The sequence below is a fragment of the Rhizobium sp. N731 genome (genome assembly GCF_001664145.1).
Lineage (GTDB): Bacteria > Pseudomonadota > Alphaproteobacteria > Rhizobiales > Rhizobiaceae > Rhizobium > Rhizobium esperanzae.
The window spans coordinates 2,010,869-2,032,835 of record NZ_CP013601.1 but is presented as its reverse complement, the minus strand read 5'-3'; the positions used below and the strand labels follow the sequence as shown (position 1 = coordinate 2,032,835).

The following is a 21,967-nucleotide window of genomic DNA, read 5'->3' as shown; positions in this document are numbered from 1 at the left end:
TGTGGGAGGGACGCAGCGCGGCGGCGGGCCGCGCCGACAGGATCAGACGCCGAGCGACTTCAGCTTGCGGTGCAGCGCCGAGCGCTCCATGCCGACGAATTCGGCGGTGCGCGATATATTGCCGCCGAAGCGATTGATCTGGGCAATCAGATAATCCTTTTCGAACATCTCGCGGGCTTCGCGCAGCGGCAGCGTCATGATGTGATAATCGTTCTTGGCCGAAACCTTGGGCAGCATGTCTCCGAGGTCGGTCGGCAGCATGTCGGCGGTGATCGGCGTATCCGGGCCGTCGGTGCGGGCAAGGATCATCAGCCGCTCGATGTTGTTGCGCAGCTGGCGGATATTGCCCGGCCAGTCATGCGCCTGCAGCACCGCCATGGCGTCGTCGCCGATGCGGCGCGGACGAATGCCGGCCTGTTCTGATATCTGGCGCATCAGCTGGTCGACGAGGAAGGGAATATCCTCGCGGCGTTCGGCAAGCTGCGGCACGCGCACCGGCACGACGGCCAGGCGATGATAGAGATCCTCGCGGAACCAGCCTTCGGCGATGCGGCTTTCGAGATTATAGGCGGTCGAGGAAATGATACGGACGTCGACCTTGACGCGCTTGGACCCGCCGACCCGCTCGAACTGCTGATCGACAAGCACACGCAGGATCTTGTTCTGCGTCTCGCGCGGCATCTCGCCGACCTCGTCGAGATAAAGAATGCCGCGATGGGCTTCCTCAAGTGCGCCGATCTTGCGCGCCTGGCCGGGCGTGCCTTCGGTGCCGAAGAGCGCCACTTCCATGCGATCGGGCGTGATGTTGGCAGCGTTGAGCGCGACAAACGGGCCGTTGGCGCGGGCCGACTTCTTGTGGATCATCCGCGCCACCAGCTCCTTGCCGGAGCCGGATGCGCCGAGAATCATGATGCGGCTGTTGGTCGGCGACACCTTCTCGATCGTCTGGCGCAGCTGCGAGACGGCGACCGAAGTGCCGATCAGCTCCAGGGCGTCGCCCGTGCGCCGCTTCAGCTCGGAAACCTCGCGCTTGAGCTTGGAGTTTTCCAGAGCGCGTTCGGCGATCAGGATCAGCCGGTCGGCCTTGAAGGGCTTTTCGATGAAATCGAAAGCGCCGCGCTTGATCGCCGAGACCGCGGTTTCGATGTTGCCGTGGCCTGATATCATCACGACGGGGAGATCGGGATGACGAGTCTTGATCTCGTCGAGCAGCGACAGTCCGTCGAGCTTGCTGCCCTGCATCCAGATATCGAGGAAGATCAGCCGCGGCACGCGATCTGATATCGCGGCCAGTGCGCTGTCGCTGTCATGGGCCGTGCGGGTCTCATGGCCTTCGTCGGAGAGAATGCCGGAAACGATCTCGCGAATATCGTGCTCGTCATCGACGACGAGAATATCAGAGGCCATAAGCGCTTTCCTTGTCATTGGCTGCGGGAGCGGCGGGCGCTGGCTCCAGGCGTGGCAGATGCACGCGGATCATGGCCCCTCTTCCCCGGTCAAAATCTGCGGGCGCATCGTGTAGCTCGAGCTGCCCGCCATGTTCCTCGATGATCTTCTTGACGATGGCGAGGCCGAGGCCGGTGCCCTTCTCGCGCATCGTCATATAGGGTTCCAGAATACTGTGGCGGTTTTCCACGGGCAGGCCGCGACCATTGTCAATCACGTCGACGGTGAAACGGTCGCGGGCCACATCGAGCGCGGCGCGCACGAGAACCTTGCGCTCGTCGCGCTCATCACTCGGAACGGCTTCCAGCGATTCCACGGCATTCTTGATCAGATTGCCGAAAGCCTGGCCAAGCATGCGACTGTCGAACAGGCCCTCCAGCGGCTTATCGCCAAACTCCGAGAGGAAGGTGACGTGATGATTGCCCATCTCGCGCAAGAAGATCGCGTCGCGCAGGATGTCGCGCAGGTCGCTCGGCTCCTTGGTCGGCTTCGGCATGCGGGCGAAAGCGGAGAATTCGTCGACCATGCGGCCGATATCGCCGACCTGGCGGATGATCGTATCGGTACATTGGTCGAAGACGGTGCGGTCGTCCTGGTTGATCTGCTTGCCGTAGCGGCGCTGGATGCGCTCGGCGGACAGCTGGATCGGCGTCAGCGGATTCTTGATCTCGTGGGCTATGCGCCTTGCCACGTCGCCCCATGCGGTCGAACGCTGGGCGATGACGAGATCGGTGATATCGTCGAGCGTGACGACGTAGGATTCACTCATGTCGCGCACTTCCTCGCGGGTGACCTGCACGCTCAGCGTCCTCACCGTACCGCCGCGCACCAGCGCGATCTGCTTGCGGAAATCGCCGCGATGACGCACCGCCGCCTCGGTCAGCACCTGATCGACCTCGGGCGCGATATCGGCCAGCTGCTTGCCGAGCATCTCGTCGGCCGGCAGCGCCATCAGCGTTTCGGCCGAGCTATTGACGATGGCGATGCGGCGATCCTGTTCGACGCCGATGACGGCGGCGGTCACGCCAGACAAAACCGCTTCGATGAAGCGCCGGCGGTCGTCGACCTCGTCCTTGGCCTCGAGGATCTCGTCGCGCTGGGTGCGGATTTCCGAGATCATCTTGTTGAAGGTGCGCGACAGGTTGGCGACGTCGCCATCGACGGCATGCACCGGCACGACGATATCCATATTGCCCGATGCAACGCTGTCGGCCGCCGTGATCAGCAGCCGGATCGGCCGCACGATGCGGTCGGCGACGGCAATCGCCGTCCAGATCGCCGCAAGCAGCACGATCAGCGCGAAGCCGATGTAGAGCACGGCGAAGGCGATCTGCAGCGAGAAGCGGTTGGCCTCCATCGAGCGGTATTCGGTGGCGTTTTCCTCCATCATGCGCATGGCGCCCATGACCTTGGGATCGACGGCCCGCACCGTATAGAGAAACGTGCCCTGAATGGCATCGAGCTTGATGATGGCGCCGACGAGGTTGGTGACGCCGGGCGGAATGAGCGTCGGCTGGCCGGCCGCGGCCTTTTCCAGCGCATCCTGCGGAATGGCCGGCAACGGTTTTTCCGTGGTGATATCGGCCTGGACGACCACCGAACCGTCGCTTTCGACAAGGAAGGCGCCGAGCAGGCCGCGGCCCCTTGCCTGGCGCGTCATCAGTTCGGCAAAGCCCGTCCTGTCGAGGCTGTAGAGGGCGCGGTTGCGCTCCAGGTCGTTGGCCATGGAGACCGTCTGCCCCTGCAGGTAGCTGGCGTTCTCCATCATGTAGGCCTGGCCGATATTGCGCGACGAGCTGACGATCGACTGGGTGCGCAGCGCAAACCAGCGATCGAGGCCGGCATTCAGCGTGATGCTGGCGAAGATGGCAACGAGGATCGCCGGCGTGATCGCGACGATCGAGAAGAGCACGACGATACGAATGTGCAGGCGCGCGGCCGCCCTGCCCCGTGTGCGCGCCTTGAGCAGCCTTGACACCTCGCGGGCGATCAGCGCCAGCAATGTCAGGACGAAGAAGGAATTGACGATCACCGAGGTGATGACGACATGCGAGGTCGGCGCGATCGGCGTCAGGCCAAGCAGGATGAAGAGTGTGATCGTGGCGCAGAGAAGCGCGCCGCCGGCGAGCACCAGGCCGGGCACGGCGAAAAGGGCGCGGCGATCGGTCACCGTCGTCACCGTCTCGCCCGCCGCCGCCGGCGCTACCCCATCCTGCGTCATTCGGCCTCTCTCCAGACGGCACCCCGCCGTCCCGCCATCCGACCGAAACCAAAGAACGCCGGCTCAGGAGAGCCAGCGTCGGAACGACTCGATCGGGAGCGAAATGTCCAAAACCCTTGCGTGACCTTTAAGCAACGCATTGTGGCGAAAATGCAACGCGCCCCATTACATTGTCAAGCTGCGCGCGGCCGTCTGACGACGTTGATCACAAGTGCCTTCAGCGCGGTCGGACCGCAGAAGGCGGAGAGACGGAATGATCGGCTTGATGACAGGTTCTTACCGGGTCAGTGCCTGCTTGATGCCGGCGAGGCCGCGGCGCAGGAACGGGTCCGAATGGATGTAGAAGAACCGGACACCGATTTCGAGCCAGCCGGGAAGTTCGTCGGCCGTCACCAGCGTTCCCGCGACCTTGCCGGCAGCGAGGATCTTGCGTACCGCTTCGCCAACCTTCTCGCGGACCTCAATCGGACGCGGCTCACCGAAAGGCGGCGCCGGCGGAAAACCCATGTTCTGCGAGAGGTCGCCGGGACCGATGAAGAAGACGTCGATGCCGTCGACCTTCAACATTTCGTCGAGATTGTCGACGGCATCGACGGTCTCGATCATCGCGACGACCAGGCGCTTGCCGAAATCCGACGGAAGGGCGTAGCGGACAGCCTCGACAATGGCGCGTGCCTGGTCGGCATTGTCGACCATCGGCACCATGATCCCATCCGCGCCGGCATTGAGATATCGAATGAGGACGGGACGTTCATGGGAATGCGGCCGCACGATCGCGGCGCCGCCGACCGAGCGGACGATCTGCGCCGTCTCGCGGACATCCTCGAAGCTCCAGGTGCCGTGCTCGCAGTCGACGAAAACCGAGTCGGCGCCGAGCTCCACCAGCCGGGCGGCGAGGCCTGATGACGCGTGGTGCGGCGTGAACATGGTTATGGGTTCGCCGGCTTGAAGCCGGGCGCGCAGCTTTGCACCATTCATGATGTGCTCCTCCTGATTATGTCTTTGGCAGGTCCGGCGTGTCGGCGGGTGCGCCTACCCAGCGCGCGACTTCGATGTCGGCCGACGTGTCGCGCATGAAGGTCGGGCAGATATGCAGCTCCGGAATCATCGCGCCCCTTTGCAGGCTCGCGCAGAGCGCAATCGCCCTTGCGACGTCATGGGGATCGAGCATGACGTCACGCTCGCTCTCCAGCGGCGGCCGGGCACGGTTGTTCAGGATCGGCGTATTGGTTTCGCCGGGCAGAATGGTTGTCGCCCGGATGCCCTGATTGCGATAGGTATTGTGCAGGAAGGTCATGAAGTTCTTGACGCCCGCCTTGGCAGCGCCGTAAGCGGCGCCGCCGAGCAGGTTCGGGTTGAGCGCAGCAAGCGACGACACCGTGATGACGGTTCCCTCGCCGGCGGCAAGCATGTCCGGAAGCACCGCCTGGGTGAGATTGAAAACCGCCGTCAGGTTTATGTTGACGGTGGCATTCCATTCCTCTTCGCTCAGAAATCTCGCATTCAGTACCTTGCTGGCGCTCCCGGCATTGTTGACGAGGATGCCGACCGGACCAATTTCCTGTTTCACCGATTTCACAGCTGCGAAAATGTCATCGCGCGAGGCGACGTCGAGCGCCCTTGCGAATGCCGCGCCGTCCTCGGCGGCGATCAGCTCGGCGACCTCGCGCAGCGGCTCGATGCGGCGGCCGGTCAGCACGACTCTGGCGCCCTCCCTGGCAAGAAGCCGTGCCGCTTCCTTGCCGATGCCCGTTCCGGCTCCCGTTACGAGAGCGACCTTTCCATCAAGCAAACCCATTCCAACGCCTCCTATTCTGCGGCCACAGCACTTCTGCCCTTGTAGCCGTAGATGGTTCTCGCTGCCTGCGGCGTAATCAAGCCCTCGGCCAGATCCTGCTCGATAAAGGCGACGGCGCGCTCGCTTGCGCGTCCCCAGCCGCCGCCGCCGGGCGTCTCCACTTCCAGCCGCTCGCCTGTCTTCAGAACGACCTTGCCCTTCGGAAATTGCGGCCTGCCATCCTTCATGACCTTGCCGGCGGATCCGCTCTGTCCGTCAACCACGCCGAAGCATGGGTGGCGGACACGCTCGGAGGCCAGATAGATATTCATCGGCGAGGTGCCGCGATTGCGCAGGACGACGCGCTGGCCGAGGCCGCCGCGGTATTTGCCGGCGCCGCCGGAATCGGCGATCAATTCCTTGCGTTCCGTCAGCGCTGGAACGGCAATCTCGAACATCTCGATCGCGGTGACCTTGCAGTTGGAGGGGAAGCTCAGCGTGTCGAGGCCGTCGAACTCGGCTCGGGCGCCCTGCCCACCATGGAAATTCTGGACAGAGCCGTATTGGGAGCCATCGTCACGCCGGCCGACGCAATTGGCCGCCCAGATCGGCGCGCCGCCGCTATCACCCATGACCTTGTCGGGAACCACGCCTTCCAGGGCCTTGAAGATCAGCGAGGGAATCGCGTGGCCGATCAGGTTGCGGGAATTGCCGGCCGTCCACTGTTCGGGGTTGAGGATCGAGCCGACCGGCGCATCGTCGGTAATCGGCGTGATGCAGCCTTCATTGTTGGGCGTGTCGGGATCGAGCAGGCATTTCAGCGCATAGACCGAATGGGCGTAGCGATAATTCGTGCGGCAGTTGATGGAATGCAGGACCTGGGGTGACGTGCCGGTGTAGTCGACATGGATGGCGTCGTCCTTCACGATCACCGTCGCCTTGAGCTTGATGTCGACGTCGTAGCCGTCGAGAAGCATCTCGGCCGTGTAGCTGCCGTTCGGCCATTCGCGGATCGCCTTGCGGGTCTGGGCTTCCGAGCGCGTGTGAATCGCGTTTGCCAGACCATCGACGTCGTCGAGACCATATTCATCGAGGAACCTTACCAGCTCGCGGCCCATGACGTTGTTGGCGGCGATCATCGATTCGAGGTCGCCGCGCACCTCGGTGGGCAGTCGCACCGAGGCTTCGACGATGTCGAACACATCCTTGTTCGGTACGCCGGCCTTGAGCAGCTTGACGATCGGGAAGCGGATGCCCTCCTCAAAAATGTCGCTGGCTTCGGAATGGAGCGGCGCTCCGCCGATATCGGGCAGATGCGCGATGGATCCGGCATAGGCCACGACCTTCCCATTCTTGAAGATCGGCGTGATCATCGTCACGTCGGGCAGGTGGCCGGTGCCGATCTCGGGGTCGTTGGTCGCAAGGACATCGCCCTCCTCGAGCATCTCGACCGGGAATTTGGGCAGGAAGAATTTCTGCGCGGCGGCCGGCAGCGAGGTAATGAAGACCGGGATCGACCAGGTGCATTGGGCAAGCGCCCGGCCCCTGCTGTCGAGCAGCACGGTGACATAATCGTGGTTTTCGCGCACGATTGGCGAGAAAGCCGTCTTGCCGAGGACGTTGTCGGCCTGGTCCGCGATGAAGATCAGGCGGTTCCACATGACCTGGAGATTGATCGGATCGTTGAAATCGGTGACGGGCTTCGACATCGGATGTTCCCTAGAGAATGTTGATCACGAGATTGCCGCCGGCATCGACATGAAAGACGCCGCTCGGGCCGACGACCGCGGTCGATTCACGCTGCTCGACGATGGCGGGTCCCTGGATCTCGTGGTTCACCGGAAGCTTGTAATGGTCGTAGACGGACGTTTCGGCATAGGCGCCGAGCTCCTGGAAATAGACCTGGCGGCTGCCTTTCCTGGCTTCTGCCACCTGGGTCTGATGCGGGCGGGTCACCTGATCCTTCTCTCCGCTCGCGCGAAGACGCCAGGTGATGACCTCGACGGAGGCTGCGACCGTGCGGCCGAAGAGTTCGCGGTAGAGCTTGAAGAAATTGTCGGTGAGCTGCTTCAGGAACTCTTCCTTCGGCAGGTTTCTGTCTGGCAATGCGACAGTGATTTCATGGCCTTGGCCGACGTGGCGCATGTCGACTGTGAAGCGATTGGCAATCGTTTCCTTCGCCACGCCGGCGGCCGAAACCACTTCGGCGCCCTCGGTGGCGAGGTCATCGAGAATCCGGTTCATCGCATCGACGTCCCAGGCATTCACCGGCATCGGGTGGCTCATCGAGAGATCGACCGCGACGGGCGCGATCAGAAGCCCGATGGCCGAACTGACGCCGGCGCCCGTCGGGCAGATGATGCGCTTGATCCCGAGCTTGCGAGCAATGCCGTAGGCATGGACCGGACCGGCGCCGCCGAAGGCGACCATGGGCAGCGAGCGGGGATCAACGCCGAGATCGGTCGCGTGCATCGCGGCCGCCTTGCTCATGGATTCGTTGACGAGGTCATGGATGCCCCAGGCGCATCTCTCGACGGATACCTCAAGCGAGGCGGCAAGCTTTGCCATCGCCTCGTGAGCAGCGTCCTTCGACACCTTGAAGGAGCCGCCGACGAAGGAGCCGGTGCCCATGTACCCGAGCAGAATGTCCGCATCCGTAACGGTCGGCTGCGTGCCGCCGCGCTGATAGGCGGCCGGTCCCGGCATCGCGCCTGCCGAATGCGGGCCGACATCAAGCAGGCCGAGCGAATTCTTGGCGGCGATGGAGCCGCCGCCGGCACCGATCTCGATCATCTGGATCGACTGAATCTTCAACGGGAAGCCCGATCCCTTGCGGAAGCGCTGGTAATGGGCGACCTCCAGATCGGTGCCGACATTCGGCTCGCCGTTCGGGATAAGGCAGAGCTTGGCCGTCGTCCCGCCCATGTCGAACGACAGGACGCTGGTCTCCCCCGCGACCCGGCCGAACTCGGCGGCAGCGACCGCACCCGCCGCAGGCCCGGACTCGATCAGGCGGACCGGCAACTCGGCGGCGCGCCGGCTGGGCACCAGCCCGCCGGATGACGTCATCCACAGGACCTGCCGATCGATCCCTCTCTCGGCGAATTCCCGTTCGAGATGGGCGACGTGACCGGCCATCTGAGGACGGGTATAGGCATTGACGACGGTCGTCGATGCGCGGTCGAACTCGCGCATTTCCGGGCAGACCTCCGAGGAGATCGAAACGAATATGTCGGGATTCTCCTCCCGAAGGAGAGCGGCCACCCTCTTCTCGTGCTGGGGATATTTATAGGCATGGAGGAGGCAGACGGCGACGGAGCGGATGCCCTTCTCGCGCAGCCGTCCGGCGATCTCGCGCACGCTCTCGTCGCTGAGCTTCGTCATCACTTCGCCGTCGGCGGCGATCCGCTCTTCGGCGCCGTGGCAATTGGCGCGCGCCACCAGCGGATCGGGATATTTGATGTTCAGATCATAAAGGTCATAACGGCCTTCGTTGCGGATGCGGAGCATGTCCTGAAAGCCGTCGGTGGTGACGAACCCCGTTTCGACGCCCTTGCGCTCCAGCACGGCGTTGGTGACGACCGTCGTGGCTCCGAGAACCTGGAGCCGCTCCTTTTCGATCGATCCAGCGTGCATTTCCAGAAGCTCCGAAACGCCCTGGACCACAGCCTCGGCGGGGTTGTGCGGCGTGCTCAGGACCTTGTGAAGGTGCAGTTCACCGAGATCGTCGAGAAGCGCGAAATCGGTGAAGGTGCCGCCAGTGTCGAAAGCCAGTTTTGCCATGTTTCCCTCGAAGCAGAAGCTTGGCGCCGGATGCGCCGGTTGCCGCGGGCTCGACGGTCGAACCCTTTATCTTCCACAAGGTTAGGAGAGTTCCGCAGCGCTTGGCCAACACAACTACTGTCTGCCGCTATAGGGTTTGCTTATGGCGAATGCAGTAGCGGTTCCCGCAAAAAGAAGGACCGCGCTCGCAGGCGGCTGCGAGGCGTCCGCGCCCGAATCCAGATTTGATGTCAGACGGCGCGGATGCCCGGATGCTGGCTGCCCGTCATGTGGCCGACGATTTCGAGAAGGACCGCCCTAGCCGCAAGTGCCGGTTCCGACAACGGAAGATGATCCGATACGCATAAGGAAACGGTGGCGTCGATAACCGGTCGCGTGAGCGCCCTCACCTGCGCGCCGGCAAAAGACGGTGTTGCGGTGACCACCGACGCCGGAAGAATGGTCGAGCCCAGGCCATCGAGGACGGCGGCACTGAGGGCCGGCACTGATTCAATCTCCGAAACGACCGCGGGCGTCACCCGTGCGCGGGCGAGAGCATCGTCGATCAGGCGGCGAAGCAGATGGTTCTTGCTTGGAAGGAGCAAGGGCGTATCCGCGAGGGAGCCCAAGGGAAGAGCTTCGCCGGCACCGCCCGAGAGCTTCGTATCCGGCGGCGAAACCAGAAACATCTCCTCCTTGAACAGCGGCTGCAGCGTGACGCCCTTGATCGGATCGGAGGCATAGATCAGCGCCATGTCCATCTTGCCGGTCATGATCAGCTCGCTGAGGATCTGGCCAAAGCTGTCGTTGATGTGCACGACGATCTGCGGGTGCCTGTTCTTCATTTCCCGCAGAAGCGGCAGCGAAAGCGAGCTGGAGGTGGAATAGGTCGCCAGACCGATCGACACGCGGCCAGCCAGCGAATGTGCCGCCTGGTTCATGTCGGTCTGGGCCTGATCGATCTGCTTCAACATCAGCTGTGCATGGCGATAGAGAATGAGACCCGCTTCGGTGGGCGTGATTCCGACATTGCTGCGGATCAGGAGCTTGTGCTTGAAGTGCGTTTCAAGCGACGCGATCTGCTGCGACAGGGCCGGCTGCGCGGTTCGAAGGATCGCCGCGGCGCGAGACACGCTGCCGGTATCGACGATTTTTACAAAGCTTCGCAGCTTGCGGAAGTCAACGCTCATGGTTCCACGCTCTTTTGGTGGACCCTACTGCATAATTCCTCAAATCGGAATCGGTTTAGGGACAAATGACGCAGCAATTCAAAGTGCTGCAGCAGCCTTGGCGCGTCTGAAGGAAGAGCGACATTGTCGTCTTTCGGGCAGGACGCACCGAGAGGCCCCTGCCCGAGTGAGCCGGCCTTATCGAAGCGCCCGCACGGCGCTCTCGATCCGGTCGCATGCTTGCCTGATCGCTTCCATCGACGTCGCGATCGACAGCCGGAAATAAGGTGAGAGGCCGTAAGCGGCGCCTTGCAGCGCTGCGACGCCCACGCCATCGAGCAGGTAGAGCACAAAATCCAGGTCGGTCTCGATCACCCGGCCTTCCGGCGTCGTCTTGCCGATCACACCGGCGCAGTTCGGGAAAAGATAGAAGGCGCCGTCGGGCACCTGGCAGGAAAGACCGGGAATGGCGTTGAGGCGTGCGCAGGCATAGTCGCGGCGGTCCTTATAAACCTTGACGCTGTCATGCACGAAAGTCTGGTCGGCGGAAAGCGCGTAGGCCGCCGCCGCCTGGCTGACTGACGAGGGACACGAGGACATTTGCGACTGCAGCTTGTTGATGGCCGCGATCAGCGGCGCCGGTCCGGCCGCATAGCCGATGCGCCAGCCGGTCATCGCATAGGACTTCGATACGCCGTTCGTCAGCAGCACGCGGTCCTTCAGGGCCGGTGCGGCCGCAACCAACGTCGTCATCGGCTCGTCCCGGAACCAGACCTGGTCGTAAATATCATCCGAGAGGATAAAGACATGCGGATGCCGCAGGAGCACCTCGCCAAGGGCCTCCAGCTCCTGCCTCGTGTAGGCGGCGCCTGTTGGATTCGACGGGGCGTTCAGGATCAGCCACAGGGTTTTCGGCGTGATCGCTTTTTCAAGTGCCTCCGGCGTCAGCTTGAAGCCTTGCTCCTGCGGGCACTCGACGATGACGGGCTTGCCGTCATTGGCGATCACCATGTCCGGATAAGACACCCAGTAGGGAGCCGGCACGATCACTTCGGCGCCGTTTTCGACGCTTGCCATCAATGCCAGAAACAAAATCTGTTTGGCGCCGCCGCCGACGCAGATTTCATTGTCGGCATATTGCAGGGAAAGGCGCCGCTGAAAGTCGCCTATGATGGCCTTGCGCAGTGCCGGCGTCCCGTTCACTGCGGTATACTTCGTCTCTCCCCGGTCAATGGCCGCGTGTGCCGCGGCCTTGACGTTCTCGGGCGTGTCGAAATCCGGCTCGCCGACTGTCATGTCGACGATGTCCTTGCCCGCCGCCTTCAGCTCGCGAGCCCTTGCGGCCGCAGCAGTACTCGGCGAGATCTTGATGCGCGCCACACGCGACGCGGCAACGAAATTGGTCATGATTGTTCCTTGGTCTAGTGCGTGGTTTCGAGCTCGCCGCGCATCTTGCCGGTCAGGAATAGCTCGCCCAGTTCCTCGTGGGTGATGTCCTTGGGCTGGCCGTCCCAGATCACCTTGCCGAGACGGAGGATCACGGCCCGTTCGGCCACCTCCATCGCCTTCTTGGTGTTCTGCTCGACGAGCAGGATCGTCTGCCCGGCAGCGTGGAGGCGAAGCAGTTCGTCGAACACGATGCCGATCGCCGCAGGAGAAAGCCCTACCGACGGCTCGTCGACGAGAAGCACTTTCGGACGCTGCAGCACGGCCATCGCCACCTCCAGCAGCTGCTGCTCGCCGCCGGACATATTGCCGGCCAAGGTCGATCGGCGGGTCTTCAGGATCGGAAAGAGATCGTAGACATAGTCCCGATCCGCCTTCACCTTGGCATCGCGGATGGTGTAGGCGGCCATCTGCAGGTTCTCGTCGACCGTCATCAGCGGAAAGTTGCATCGGCCCTGGGGAACGAAGGAGATTCCCTCCCCGAGAATGGCGGGCGATTTGAAACCCGCGATGTTCTTGCCCTGCCAGCCGATGCTGCCGTCCTTGATCGTGGTCATGCCGTAGAGCGTCTTGAGCAGAGTCGACTTGCCGGCGCCGTTCGGGCCCATCAGAGCGATGAACTGGCCGGGCGGCACGTCCAGATCGACGCCGTTGAGAATATCGAGGTTGCCGTAGCCGGCCCGCAGGCCCTCGATGCAAAGATTGGAATCAGCCTCCAAGATAGGCCTCCCTCACGCGCTGGTCCTGGATGATATCCTGAGGCAATCCCTCGACGAGCTTCGCCCCCTGGTCGAGGACGATCACACGCTGGCAGATGCTGGTCACGACGTCGATATTGTGCTCGATCACGAGAAAGCTCACGCCGAGATTCTTGTTCGCATAGAGAATGGTTTCAACCACCCGCTCGATGATTTTCGGATTGATGCCCGCCATCGGTTCGTCGAGGAGAATGAGCTTCGGCTCCGGCATCAGCATCGACGCGAACTGGATCAGCTTCTGCTGGCCGCCGGACAGGTTTCCGGCCGGCTGGTGGCGCACGTCCCACAGCCCCGCCATCTTGATAAGGTCGCGTGCCCGCTCCCTGAGCCCGGCCACCCTTCTGCTCGACGTCGAGCCGAGAGCGAAGGTCGACCAGAGCGACGGAAAGGTGAACATCTGGCCTGCGATGATCAGATTCTCCTCGACATCGAGCGATCTGAACGTGACTGTCTTCTGGAAGGAGCGCAGCATCCGCCCTTCGCGGGCAATCCTGTTGAGCGACCAGCCGGTGATGTCCTGGCCGTCGAGGATGACCGCGCCGGTGTCAGGCCGTGCGAGGCCTGTCGAGCAGTCGAAGAAGGTCGACTTGCCTGAACCGTTGGGGCCGATGAGCCCGGCGATCTCACCGCGTTCGATATGCATGCTGACGTCGTTGACCGCTCTGACGGCACCGTAGGACTTGCTGAGGTTCCTGATCTCGAGAATGGGAAGATGGGATGTCATTTCGCACCTCCGATCGCGCCCCAGAACCGGTTGATCAAAGGCGCGAAACCTTTCCTGAACCAGAAGACGAGCACCAGAAGGCAGAGCCCGTAGACGATCATTCTAAGCTCGGGAGCCACACGCAACGCTTCCGTCAGGCCGACGAAAAGCAGGCTTCCGATGATCGTGCCGGAGATCGTTCCGGCGCCGCCGCCGAGCACGATGATGAGCACGGTCGTGGAGTAGTACATCTGAAAGGTCAGAGGGCTGACCACTGTCAGATAATGGGCGTAGAGGCTGCCGCCGGCACCGGCGAAGGCGGCGCTGATCATGAAGACGATCAGCTTGTAGCGCCAGGTCGGAATTCCCACGGATTCGGCCAGCGTCTCGTTCTCGCGAATGGCGATCATGTTGCGGCCGGCGGGCGAGCGGACGACTGCCCAGACGGCCAGAGCGGCGAGCGCGGCGACCGCAAGGGTCAGATAGTAGAAGTTGGTGGTGCCGGACACGGTGAACGACCACGGACCAAGTGCGAAATGCGGCTTCGGGATACTGGAGAGACCCATGTCGCCGCGGGTCAGCGAAATCCAGTTTTTTGCAATCGCCTGCCCGATGATCACGAATCCGAGCGTACACATGACGAAGGAGGTCGCTCGCAGGCGAAGGGCGGGAATGCCGAGCGGGAGTGCCAGCGCGCCTGCAATCGCAGCGGCGGCAACCAGATTCACGTAGAAGGGCGTGCCGTAATGGACGGCGAGCAGACCCGAGGCATAGGCGCCGATGCCGAAAAAGGCCGCCTGAGCGAGAGACAGCAGCCCGGTATAGCCGACCAGCAGATTCAGTCCGTGCGCCGGCAGCATGAAAATCAGGGCGATGATCAGGGCGTGCGTGACATAGCGGCTGCCGATGAAGGGCGCTGCCACGGCGAGAACAATCAGCAGGGCTGCCAGCGGGATGCGCAGATCACGCCGCCGCGCCTGTGAAGTGGTTTCTGTGAGAGACATGTCGTGTCCTCGGAGTTCGAGAATGGACCGGCGCTGCGCTCAGAAGCGCGCCTGCGTCGAGAAGAGACCGTAGGGCCGCCACATCAGCATCAGGATCAAGGTCGCAAAGCCGACGGTGTCGCGGAACTGGAGACCGACATAGGTCGCCACCAGGCTTTCAGCGATGCCAAGGATCATTGCGGCGAAGAAGGTGCCGCGAACATTGCCGAGACCGCCCATGATGATGATCGGCAGCGTCTTGAAGGTGATGAGCTCCCCCATCCCACCATAGACGCTGACGTTGACGGGCGCCGTCAGAACGCCCGATAGAGCCGCCAGCGCCGCGCCCAGAATGAAGGTGCGCAACACCACCTGCGAAACGTCGATGCCGACGACTTCGCAGCATTCGACGTTCTGCGAGACGGCGCGCATGGCCTTGCCCATGCGGCTGTAGGTGACCATCAGTTCGAGGCCGATGAAGACGAGAAGCGTGACGACAAGGATCAGAATGCGCTGTTCGGCAAGGCTGAAGCCGAGGATCGACACCGGTTCGATATAGCCGCCGGAGAAGAACTTGTAACCGCCGCCGAAGACCAGGATGACCGTGTTCTGCAGAACCAGCGCGATGCCGAGCGTGGCGAGCACCCCGGCCTCGGCCGGGGCTCCGACCATGCGCTGCATGACGAAGCGCCCGACGACATAGGCGATGACGATCGTGGACAATACGCCGACCACGATGGATGCTTCGTAGGACAGACCGAGATAATCGATCGCAAACCACGCCCCGAACGTTCCCAGCATATAATATTCGCCGTGGGCGAAGTTGATCGCCCGGAGGACGCCGAAGATCATCGTCATGCCGACGGCGACGATCGCATAGACGGAACCGGTGACGATCCCGTTGACGACCTGCTCGAGAATGGTCGAGAACATGGTGGTGCTCCTCGCGACCGGATTACTGGGTCGGGTACTTGATGTCTGCGGCGTAGGCGCCCTTGATGCTGGGTTTGCCGTTCTCGATCTGCAGCAGGATCATCGGCAGACGCGCCTGGTTGTGATCGTCGAAGGTGACCTCGCCGACCGGGCTCTTGTGCTTTATCTTCGACAGCGCGTCACGCACCTTCTCCTGATCCGTGCTGCCGGCCTCGTGGATCGCCTCGGCCAGAAGGTGGACGGTGTCCCAATGGACGTAAGCGTGGTTGTTCGGCGCCTCGTTATAGGCCTTCGTGAACTTCTCGACAAAAGCCTTGCTTTCCGGAGAATCCCAGGCCGGCAGCCAGGCTGCCGCCTCGACGGCGCCCTCGAGAGCCGTCGGCGCCGAGGCGATGGTCTTCGCAGTATTGAATTCGCCGTTGCCGATCAGTGTCACCTTGCCGGCCAGACCGAGCTCGACCATCTGTCGCGCGACGATCGGCGTCGTATCGGCAAGCCCGTACATGATGATCGCCTGCGCGCCATTGTCACGGATCTTCGACAATACGCTGCGGAAGTCGACCTCGCCTTCCTTGTAATAGTCCTCGCTGAGGATTACGCCCTTGAACTGCGGCAGATACTTCTTGGTGAATTCGATCGCCGAGCGTCCGTAATCGGTATCGACCGAGAGGACGGCATATTTCGTGAAGCCGCGCTGCTCGGCGGCGTATTTGGCGACGACCAGAGCGCGGTTTTCATCCGTCGGATAGTTGCGGAAGGTCCACTTGTAGCCGCCGACGCCCGCGCCGTAGGTGATCTTCGGATTGGAGGACGCGGCGTTCAGCAGAAGCACGCCGGCGTCTTCGACGACCGGTTGCATCGCCAGCGTGACCGAGCTGGAAACGTCGCCGATAATGAAAGAGACCTCGTCTTCGTCGATCAGGCGGCGCGTCGCCGAGACGCCTTCGACGGGCGTTCCCTGGCTGTCGGCCGAGTAGATCTCAATCTTGTGGCCATCGACCCCGCCGGCCTGATTGATCTCGTCGACGGCGAGTTCGGCGCCATGCATGGAGAAGGCGCCATAACGGGCATTCGGGCCGCTCATCGGCGAAACGATGCCGAGCTTGATGGTTTCGTCGGCGGCGAATGCCGGGGCCGCGAGGTTCGGGACCATGGCAACGAGCGACAGGATTGCCGTAGAAATGCAAAGCGTTCTGCGAGATAGAGAATATATCATGTTCCGCTCCGTGTGGTGATGACCCTGGCGCCGCTTATGCGGTTCTTCCAGGCCGGCTCCCAGCCGACAGCGTCACAGTACGTTCATGTCTCGGAGTTTGGCCAACACAACTCCATTCTGCCGCTATAGCGTTTCGCTATGGCGATGTCGACAACAGGCGCGGGCCGGACGGCAGGCCCGAACGTCGATAACAGTTGGCAAAGCAGATTAGCGAGCTGCCGGGGCAGACCCGACGTGTTTCCGGCCACGAGCCTTAGTCAGGCCCGTGGCAGCAGTTTTTGTATCGCTTAGAAGCGACGCGGCCCCTCGGGTTTGTTTCCGGCAATCGCGTCAATACGCTCCAACACATCAGCCGTCAGCTTGTGCCTGTGCGAAAGGGCCGCGAGATTATCCTGCAGCTGGCTGGCGCGCGAGGCGCCGAGAATGACGGTTGAGACGTTGCGATTGGCGAGGCACCACAAAAGCGCGAGATGGGTGATCGACAAGCCAATCTCGTCCGCGAGTTTTGCGAGTTCGCCGACTTGTCGGAGCTGAGCGCGGCCGGCATCGCTCGACCATCTTTCCTTCAGCCATTCGTAGCCGGGCAGATTCATGCGGCTGTCGGCCGGCACGCCATTATTGTATTTGCCGGTCAGGACGCCGGAGGCGAGCGGCGACCAGATCGTGGTGCCAAGGCCGATCAGGTCATAGAGCGGGAGATAATCGGCTTCGACCTTCTGCCGTTCGAAGATATTGTATTGCGGCTGCTCCATGGTGGGCGGCGTGATGCGAAGGTCGCGGGCAACGGCGTAGGCTTCGGTCAACTGCTGTGCGGACCATTCGGAGGTCCCCCAATAGAGCACCTTGCCCTGGGCGACGAGATCATGCATCGCCCGCACCGTTTCCTCGATCGGCGTGTCGATATCCGGGCGGTGGCAGAAATAGAGGTCGAGGTAATCGACCTGAAGCCGCTTCAGCGCGGCGTGGCAGGCGTCGGTCACATGTTTGCGCGACAGACCGCGCTGCGTCGGCCTCTCACCTCCCCAGAAAACCTTGCTCGAGACGATGAAGCTGTCGCGGCTCCAGCCGAGCGACTTGAGCGCCTCGCCCATGACGATCTCCGACTTGCCGCTTTCATAACCTTCGGCATTGTCGAAGAAATTCACCCCATTGTCGTAGGCAAGCCGCATGAGATCGACGGCGTCGCCGCCGTTCACCTGCTTGCCGAAAGTGACCCATGAGCCGAAGGAGAACTCGCTCACCTTCAGACCCGACTTTCCCAAACGACGATATTCCATCACGCAGCTCCCGCAGGTTAGAACATGGGCCGATCATTAACCGGCCTCGACATCACACGATCGATCAGCGACCGACCGCTCTAATCTATGGCATGAACACCAATATGCGAGCCTGGTGCAACAGTTCCGCTACCGCAGGCGGAGAAATGTCGCCTTGATCAAGGCCAGCGCCTCAGTCAGGCCTAAGGCCGCCCCGAAAAGCGCTCAATGCGGTTTTGATGCCTCCTCGATATTGGCTCTCATTTCCTCGGCCGATTGCGCGCCGGTAAATTTCTTGCCGTTAACGAAGAACGTCGGCGTACCCTCGACTTTGAAGTCGTCCCGCGCCTGAGACGTGAGCTTGCTCAATCCGTCGAGGATCGACTGATCGGAAACCAGCCGGTCGAATGTCGGCTTATCGATACCGGCTGATGCGGCAATATCGCGAAGTTCCTTCTCAATATCGCCGGTCTGAGCAATCTCATCGTATTTGGAATAGAAAAGCTTCGTTAGCTCTTGATATTTCGAGCCTTCCTGCCACTCGCACAGCATGAATATCGCCATATCGACATTGTTGCGAACGAACGGCCTGAAGATCAAGCGCGCCTTTCCCCGCTCGATAAACTCCTTCTCGATCTCGGGCGCAACCTGCGTTCGGTAGTCGACGCAATGAGGACAGGTCGGAGACGAATACTCGATAATTGTAACCGGCGCTGAGGCCGAGCCGATCGGGTGATCCATACGGCCGATCGGTTCGAGAAGATCCGCCCCTCGCGAATTTATCGGGAAGAGCGCCATCGCAACAGCAATCGCGGCGATGCCAAGACCGATGCGCGTTGTCTTCATGGAGAGCACGGAATGTCCTTTCATCATAAATGCGGCAGCGAATACGGTTCTCAGTGTTTGAGGACCTGGCCAAGGAACAACTTCGTCCGCTCGGATCGAGGGGCCGAGAAGAATGCCGCCGGTTCGTTTTGCTCGACGATCTGGCCTTGGTCCATGAAGATCACGCGATTGGCCACCGCCTGAGCAAACCCCATCTCATGGGTGACACAGACCATGGTCATACCGTCCTCGGCGAGCTGGATCATCGTATCGAGAACCTCCTTGATCATCTCCGGATCAAGCGCCGAGGTGGGTTCGTCGAAAAGCATGATCTTGGGATTCATGCACAGCGAACGCGCAATCGCGACGCGCTGCTGCTGTCCACCTGACAGCTGACCCGGATATTTGCGAGCTTGATCCGGAATTTTCACCCGCGTGAGAAAGTGCATGGCAACCTCCTCCGCCTGCTTTCTCGGCATCTTTCGAACCCATACCGGGGCGAGCATGCAGTTTTCAAGAATCGTGAGGTGCGGGAAGAGATTGAAATGCTGGAATACCATCCCGACTTCCCGACGCACATTGTCGATGTTCTTCAAATCGCTTGTCAGTTCGATACCATCGACGGCAATACGCCCCTGCTGGTGCTCTTCCAGGCGATTGATACACCGGATCATCGTCGATTTACCGGAGCCGGACGGCCCGCAGACGACGATACGTTCGCCCCGCCGTACGGTCAGATCGATGTTTCGAAGAACATGAAATGATCCGTACCACTTGTTCAGACCGCTGATGTCGATTGCGACCGGATTGCGTTCGACACTATTTCGAGCTGCATTCATCTTCACCGGCTCCCCTCTTTGTTAACGATGATCGGTCTTAAGCCGATGTTCGAGATAGACGGAGTAGCGGGACATCCCGAAGCAGCACACGAAGAATAGTGCACCGACAAAGATGAACAGCTCCCAATAGATTCCCTGCCAGTCGGTCGTCGCCCGGATGGAGTTCGTCAATGCAATCGGATCGAGAAGGCCGATGAAGACGACGAGAGTGGTGTCCTTGAACAGACCGATGAACGTATTGACGATGCTGGGAATCGAAATCTTGAGGGCCTGCGGCATGATGATGAGCCGCTGCGCTTGCCAGTAGTCGAGTCCGAGCGACTCGGCTGCCTCATACTGGCCACGCGGCAGCGCCGCCAATCCACCTCTGATAACTTCCGCCATGTATGCCGTTGCAAACAGCGACACCATGATGATCACGCGCAGGATCAGATCGAAGTTAGTCCCGGGTGGCAGGAAGTAGTTCAAGAGCAGGGAGGCCGTGAAGAGCAGAGTGATGAGCGGCACGCCACGGATGAACTCGATGAAGATTACGCTCACTGCTTTGATGAAGGGCATGCGCGATCGGCGGCCAAGCGCAAACAGGATGCCCATCGGGAGCGAAAGGGCGATACCGGTGACGCCGATCACGACGGAGAGCAGGAAGCCGCCCAATTCGTGTGACGGCACGGCAGAAAGCGAGAGCGGGATCGCGTTTTCGAGCAGCCTTTCCACAGGCGTCGCCGCAGCAAACCACCAGAATAGGCAACCCAGAAGGGCCAGTGCGGCCTGAACGCCGGTGTTCATGCCTTTTGTCGCGGTGCCGATAAGCACGGCAAAAACGAAACCGGCGTAGACGGAGACCGGGAACCAGATGGAGCCGCCCCAGATCAGGAAGTAAGCCAGCCCGGGAAAAACGGTGCTGAACCAGGCCAGCCTTCTGGAAGCACCTGAAAATAGGATCGGCAGAAGGGCAACGAAGAGGAGAAGGAATGCGAGAACCGGGCGCCAGTACATCTGTGCGGGATAGAATCCGAACAGGAGCTGAGGCCAGCGATCACGGATAACGCCCCAACAAGCGCCGCCGGAGTCACCGAGGATCTGGCGGCATTCGGCAAGAGAGGTAGCCGACCAGATCGAATTCCTGAGCCAGGGCCCGATCGCGCTGACAAGCCAGAAGATGGTGAATGCCGACAGGACGGTCAGGCTTGTATTGATCCAGCCGCTGAACAGGTTCTTTCGCGACCAGCGGATCACGCCCGCCTGGCGTGCCGGCGGCGCTGCGGCAGGAAGGATTTCCTGGCGAACAAACGCCATCTCTTGCCGAGCCATTTCATCGCTCCTTGAGTTTGACGCTGTTGTTGAAGACATTCATCGCACCGGAGATGGACAGGCTGGCAAGCAGGTAGACGAGCATCATGAGGGTCATTCCCTCCAGCTCTCTTCCGGTCTGATTGATGGTGATGCCGCCGAGCGTCGAGCGAAGGTCCATATATCCCACGGCCAAACCGAGCGACGTATTCTTCGTGATGTCGAGATACATGGAGATCAGCGGAGGCATGATCACGCGCAGGGCCTGCGGCAGGATGACCAGCCGCATTGTTCGGCCAGGTCTGAGCCCCAAAGCGTGCGCTGCTTCGGACTGGCCCTTGGAGATGGCAAGGATACCGGCGCGGACGATCTCGGCGATGAAAGCGCCGGTATAGATGCTGAGCCCGAGCCACATGGCGATCAGCGCGTTCCGCAGCTGAACGCCGCCTTGGAAATTCAGTCCCCGCAGCGCCGGGTATTCCCAGTGGAACCCGAGGGTCCAAAGCAGAATGAGCGGCGGCAGGAGAAGTACGACAATGCTTCTCCACCAGATTTTCGGCCGTATTCCGGTCTCGCTTTGAACCCTTTGCGCACGGTTCACCAGCGCGCGGTTGAGGAAAAGACAGAGCACGACGACCGCAATAACGGCGAGCAAACCGACGCTGAGCTGAACAAACCCAAGATCGATGACGCCAAGATCAGCCGCCAGGGCCGGTGACGGGGCGTAAACTCCGCGGTTGGTGACGGCTATGGCACCGAAAATCATGCTTGCCGAGGGGTGATCTCCGCGAAACGCATTCGGCGCCGGCACCGCCTCGGTCATGATTGCGCCGAAGACCAAAATCCAGAGCAGTGCCGGGATGTTTCGGAACAGCTCGACATAAATGGTCATCAGCCGCGCAACGATCCAATTGTTGGAAAGCCTGAGGACGCCGGCAAAAATGCCGATGACAGTGGCGGTCACGCACGACATGGCCGCCAGAATGATCGTGTTCAGAAAACCGACCAAAGCCGCCCGGGCATGGCTCATCTGACTGGAATATTCGATCGGGCGTTGATTGATGTCGTAACCGGCAGGAGCCCAAAGGAAGGAAAACGAGTAGTCCTTTCCCATGGCGGCAAGGTTATGAGCGGTATTGTCGACCAGCCACGCCACCCCCAACATCAGGCACATCAGCGCAAAAATCTGGATAGTATAGGACCGGTATCGCACATCATCGAGCAGCATTCGCAGTCGAAACGGCTCGCTCGGAGCACCAAGATCGGTAGTCACCATTCATTCCTCCGGGGATGACCGCCGCGATCTGTGATCGCGCGCGCTTTATCGCGCAGAAAAGGCGCGG

At 61.4% G+C, this 21,967-nt stretch carries 18 protein-coding genes; all 18 read right to left on the bottom strand.

From position 1 onward, the window contains the following. Nucleotides 1–42 precede the first annotated feature (42 nt). Nucleotides 43–1,407, bottom strand: a complete 1,365-nt coding sequence (gene ntrX / locus AMK02_RS10065; protein ID WP_011425228.1) for a nitrogen assimilation response regulator NtrX — start codon at nucleotides 1,405–1,407, stop codon at nucleotides 43–45. Beyond that, nucleotides 1,397–3,667 (bottom strand): sensor histidine kinase NtrY-like, encoded by a 2,271-nt coding sequence (locus AMK02_RS10060; RefSeq protein WP_064802389.1) that lies wholly within the window; start codon nucleotides 3,665–3,667, stop codon nucleotides 1,397–1,399. The genes ntrX and AMK02_RS10060 overlap by 11 nt, the downstream gene beginning before the upstream one ends. 276 nt (nucleotides 3,668–3,943) lie before the next feature. Further along, entirely contained in the window at nucleotides 3,944–4,645 is a 702-nt protein-coding gene (locus tag AMK02_RS10055; RefSeq protein ID WP_064802387.1) for an HpcH/HpaI aldolase family protein, read from the bottom strand. 16 nt (nucleotides 4,646–4,661) lie between these two features. Further along, entirely contained in the window at nucleotides 4,662–5,465 is an 804-nt protein-coding gene (locus AMK02_RS10050; protein WP_064802385.1) for an SDR family oxidoreductase, read from the bottom strand. A gap of 11 nt (nucleotides 5,466–5,476) precedes the next feature. Further along, a complete protein-coding gene (locus AMK02_RS10045) occupies nucleotides 5,477–7,153 on the bottom strand; it encodes a hydantoinase B/oxoprolinase family protein (protein ID WP_064802383.1) in 1,677 nt (558 codons plus the stop codon). A 10-nt stretch (nucleotides 7,154–7,163) separates the two neighbouring features. Further along, nucleotides 7,164–9,227 (bottom strand): hydantoinase/oxoprolinase family protein, encoded by a 2,064-nt coding sequence (locus AMK02_RS10040; RefSeq protein WP_064802381.1) that lies wholly within the window; start codon nucleotides 9,225–9,227, stop codon nucleotides 7,164–7,166. A 230-nt stretch (nucleotides 9,228–9,457) separates the two neighbouring features. Beyond that, nucleotides 9,458–10,396, bottom strand: coding sequence for a nitrogen assimilation transcriptional regulator NAC (gene nac, locus AMK02_RS10035; protein WP_064802379.1), 939 nt, complete (start codon nucleotides 10,394–10,396; stop codon nucleotides 9,458–9,460). A 177-nt stretch (nucleotides 10,397–10,573) separates the two neighbouring features. Beyond that, a complete protein-coding gene (locus tag AMK02_RS10030) occupies nucleotides 10,574–11,782 on the bottom strand; it encodes an aspartate transaminase (protein ID WP_064802377.1) in 1,209 nt (402 codons plus the stop codon). Nucleotides 11,783–11,796: 14 nt separating this feature from the next. Then, nucleotides 11,797–12,540 (bottom strand): branched-chain amino acid ABC transporter ATP-binding protein, encoded by a 744-nt coding sequence (locus AMK02_RS10025; protein ID WP_064802375.1) that lies wholly within the window; start codon nucleotides 12,538–12,540, stop codon nucleotides 11,797–11,799. Further along, on the bottom strand, nucleotides 12,530–13,303 hold the full coding sequence (locus tag AMK02_RS10020; RefSeq protein WP_064802373.1) for an ABC transporter ATP-binding protein: 774 nt from the start codon (nucleotides 13,301–13,303) through the stop codon (nucleotides 12,530–12,532). Before AMK02_RS10020 ends, AMK02_RS10025 begins: the two co-directional genes overlap by 11 nt. Beyond that, complete coding sequence (locus AMK02_RS10015; protein ID WP_064802371.1) at nucleotides 13,300–14,286, bottom strand: branched-chain amino acid ABC transporter permease; 987 nt, start codon at nucleotides 14,284–14,286, stop codon at nucleotides 13,300–13,302. The genes AMK02_RS10020 and AMK02_RS10015 overlap by 4 nt, the downstream gene beginning before the upstream one ends. 39 nt (nucleotides 14,287–14,325) lie before the next feature. Then, the gene (locus AMK02_RS10010; RefSeq protein WP_064802369.1) at nucleotides 14,326–15,198 is read right to left on the bottom strand and encodes a branched-chain amino acid ABC transporter permease; all 873 of its coding nucleotides are present in this window, start codon (nucleotides 15,196–15,198) and stop codon (nucleotides 14,326–14,328) included. Between the two features lie 22 nt (nucleotides 15,199–15,220). Continuing rightward, complete coding sequence (locus AMK02_RS10005) at nucleotides 15,221–16,414, bottom strand: ABC transporter substrate-binding protein (protein ID WP_064802367.1); 1,194 nt, start codon at nucleotides 16,412–16,414, stop codon at nucleotides 15,221–15,223. Nucleotides 16,415–16,701: 287 nt separating this feature from the next. Continuing rightward, nucleotides 16,702–17,691, bottom strand: coding sequence for a potassium channel beta subunit family protein (locus AMK02_RS10000; RefSeq protein WP_064802365.1), 990 nt, complete (start codon nucleotides 17,689–17,691; stop codon nucleotides 16,702–16,704). A gap of 204 nt (nucleotides 17,692–17,895) precedes the next feature. Further along, complete coding sequence (locus AMK02_RS09995; protein ID WP_237358345.1) at nucleotides 17,896–18,516, bottom strand: DsbA family protein; 621 nt, start codon at nucleotides 18,514–18,516, stop codon at nucleotides 17,896–17,898. 50 nt (nucleotides 18,517–18,566) lie between these two features. Further along, the gene (locus tag AMK02_RS09990; protein ID WP_064802361.1) at nucleotides 18,567–19,334 is read right to left on the bottom strand and encodes an amino acid ABC transporter ATP-binding protein; all 768 of its coding nucleotides are present in this window, start codon (nucleotides 19,332–19,334) and stop codon (nucleotides 18,567–18,569) included. A 21-nt stretch (nucleotides 19,335–19,355) separates the two neighbouring features. Further along, nucleotides 19,356–20,645 (bottom strand): amino acid ABC transporter permease, encoded by a 1,290-nt coding sequence (locus AMK02_RS09985; RefSeq protein WP_082929654.1) that lies wholly within the window; start codon nucleotides 20,643–20,645, stop codon nucleotides 19,356–19,358. Nucleotide 20,646: 1 nt separating this feature from the next. Continuing rightward, nucleotides 20,647–21,900, bottom strand: coding sequence for an amino acid ABC transporter permease (locus AMK02_RS09980; RefSeq protein ID WP_145924226.1), 1,254 nt, complete (start codon nucleotides 21,898–21,900; stop codon nucleotides 20,647–20,649). Nucleotides 21,901–21,967 lie beyond the last annotated feature (67 nt).

What these genes read in the sequence shown, in the direction of transcription:
- ntrX (WP_011425228.1), bottom strand. Translation starts at nt 1,407, where the DNA reads ATGGCCTCTGATATTCTCGTCGTCGATGACGAGCACGATATTCGCGAG.
- AMK02_RS10050 (WP_064802385.1), bottom strand. Translation starts at nt 5,465, where the DNA reads ATGGGTTTGCTTGATGGAAAGGTCGCTCTCGTAACGGGAGCCGGAACG.
- AMK02_RS09980 (WP_145924226.1), bottom strand. Translation starts at nt 21,900, where the DNA reads ATGGTGACTACCGATCTTGGTGCTCCGAGCGAGCCGTTTCGACTGCGA.
- AMK02_RS10045 (WP_064802383.1), bottom strand. Translation starts at nt 7,153, where the DNA reads ATGTCGAAGCCCGTCACCGATTTCAACGATCCGATCAATCTCCAGGTC.
- nac (WP_064802379.1), bottom strand. Translation starts at nt 10,396, where the DNA reads ATGAGCGTTGACTTCCGCAAGCTGCGAAGCTTTGTAAAAATCGTCGAT.
- AMK02_RS10055 (WP_064802387.1), bottom strand. Translation starts at nt 4,645, where the DNA reads ATGAATGGTGCAAAGCTGCGCGCCCGGCTTCAAGCCGGCGAACCCATA.
- AMK02_RS10010 (WP_064802369.1), bottom strand. Translation starts at nt 15,198, where the DNA reads ATGTTCTCGACCATTCTCGAGCAGGTCGTCAACGGGATCGTCACCGGT.
- AMK02_RS09990 (WP_064802361.1), bottom strand. Translation starts at nt 19,334, where the DNA reads ATGAATGCAGCTCGAAATAGTGTCGAACGCAATCCGGTCGCAATCGAC.
- AMK02_RS10040 (WP_064802381.1), bottom strand. Translation starts at nt 9,227, where the DNA reads ATGGCAAAACTGGCTTTCGACACTGGCGGCACCTTCACCGATTTCGCG.
- AMK02_RS10000 (WP_064802365.1), bottom strand. Translation starts at nt 17,691, where the DNA reads ATGGAATATCGTCGTTTGGGAAAGTCGGGTCTGAAGGTGAGCGAGTTC.
- AMK02_RS10005 (WP_064802367.1), bottom strand. Translation starts at nt 16,414, where the DNA reads ATGATATATTCTCTATCTCGCAGAACGCTTTGCATTTCTACGGCAATC.
- AMK02_RS10060 (WP_064802389.1), bottom strand. Translation starts at nt 3,667, where the DNA reads ATGACGCAGGATGGGGTAGCGCCGGCGGCGGCGGGCGAGACGGTGACG.
- AMK02_RS09995 (WP_237358345.1), bottom strand. Translation starts at nt 18,516, where the DNA reads ATGAAGACAACGCGCATCGGTCTTGGCATCGCCGCGATTGCTGTTGCG.
- AMK02_RS09985 (WP_082929654.1), bottom strand. Translation starts at nt 20,645, where the DNA reads ATGGCTCGGCAAGAGATGGCGTTTGTTCGCCAGGAAATCCTTCCTGCC.
- AMK02_RS10030 (WP_064802377.1), bottom strand. Translation starts at nt 11,782, where the DNA reads ATGACCAATTTCGTTGCCGCGTCGCGTGTGGCGCGCATCAAGATCTCG.
- AMK02_RS10015 (WP_064802371.1), bottom strand. Translation starts at nt 14,286, where the DNA reads ATGTCTCTCACAGAAACCACTTCACAGGCGCGGCGGCGTGATCTGCGC.
- AMK02_RS10020 (WP_064802373.1), bottom strand. Translation starts at nt 13,303, where the DNA reads ATGACATCCCATCTTCCCATTCTCGAGATCAGGAACCTCAGCAAGTCC.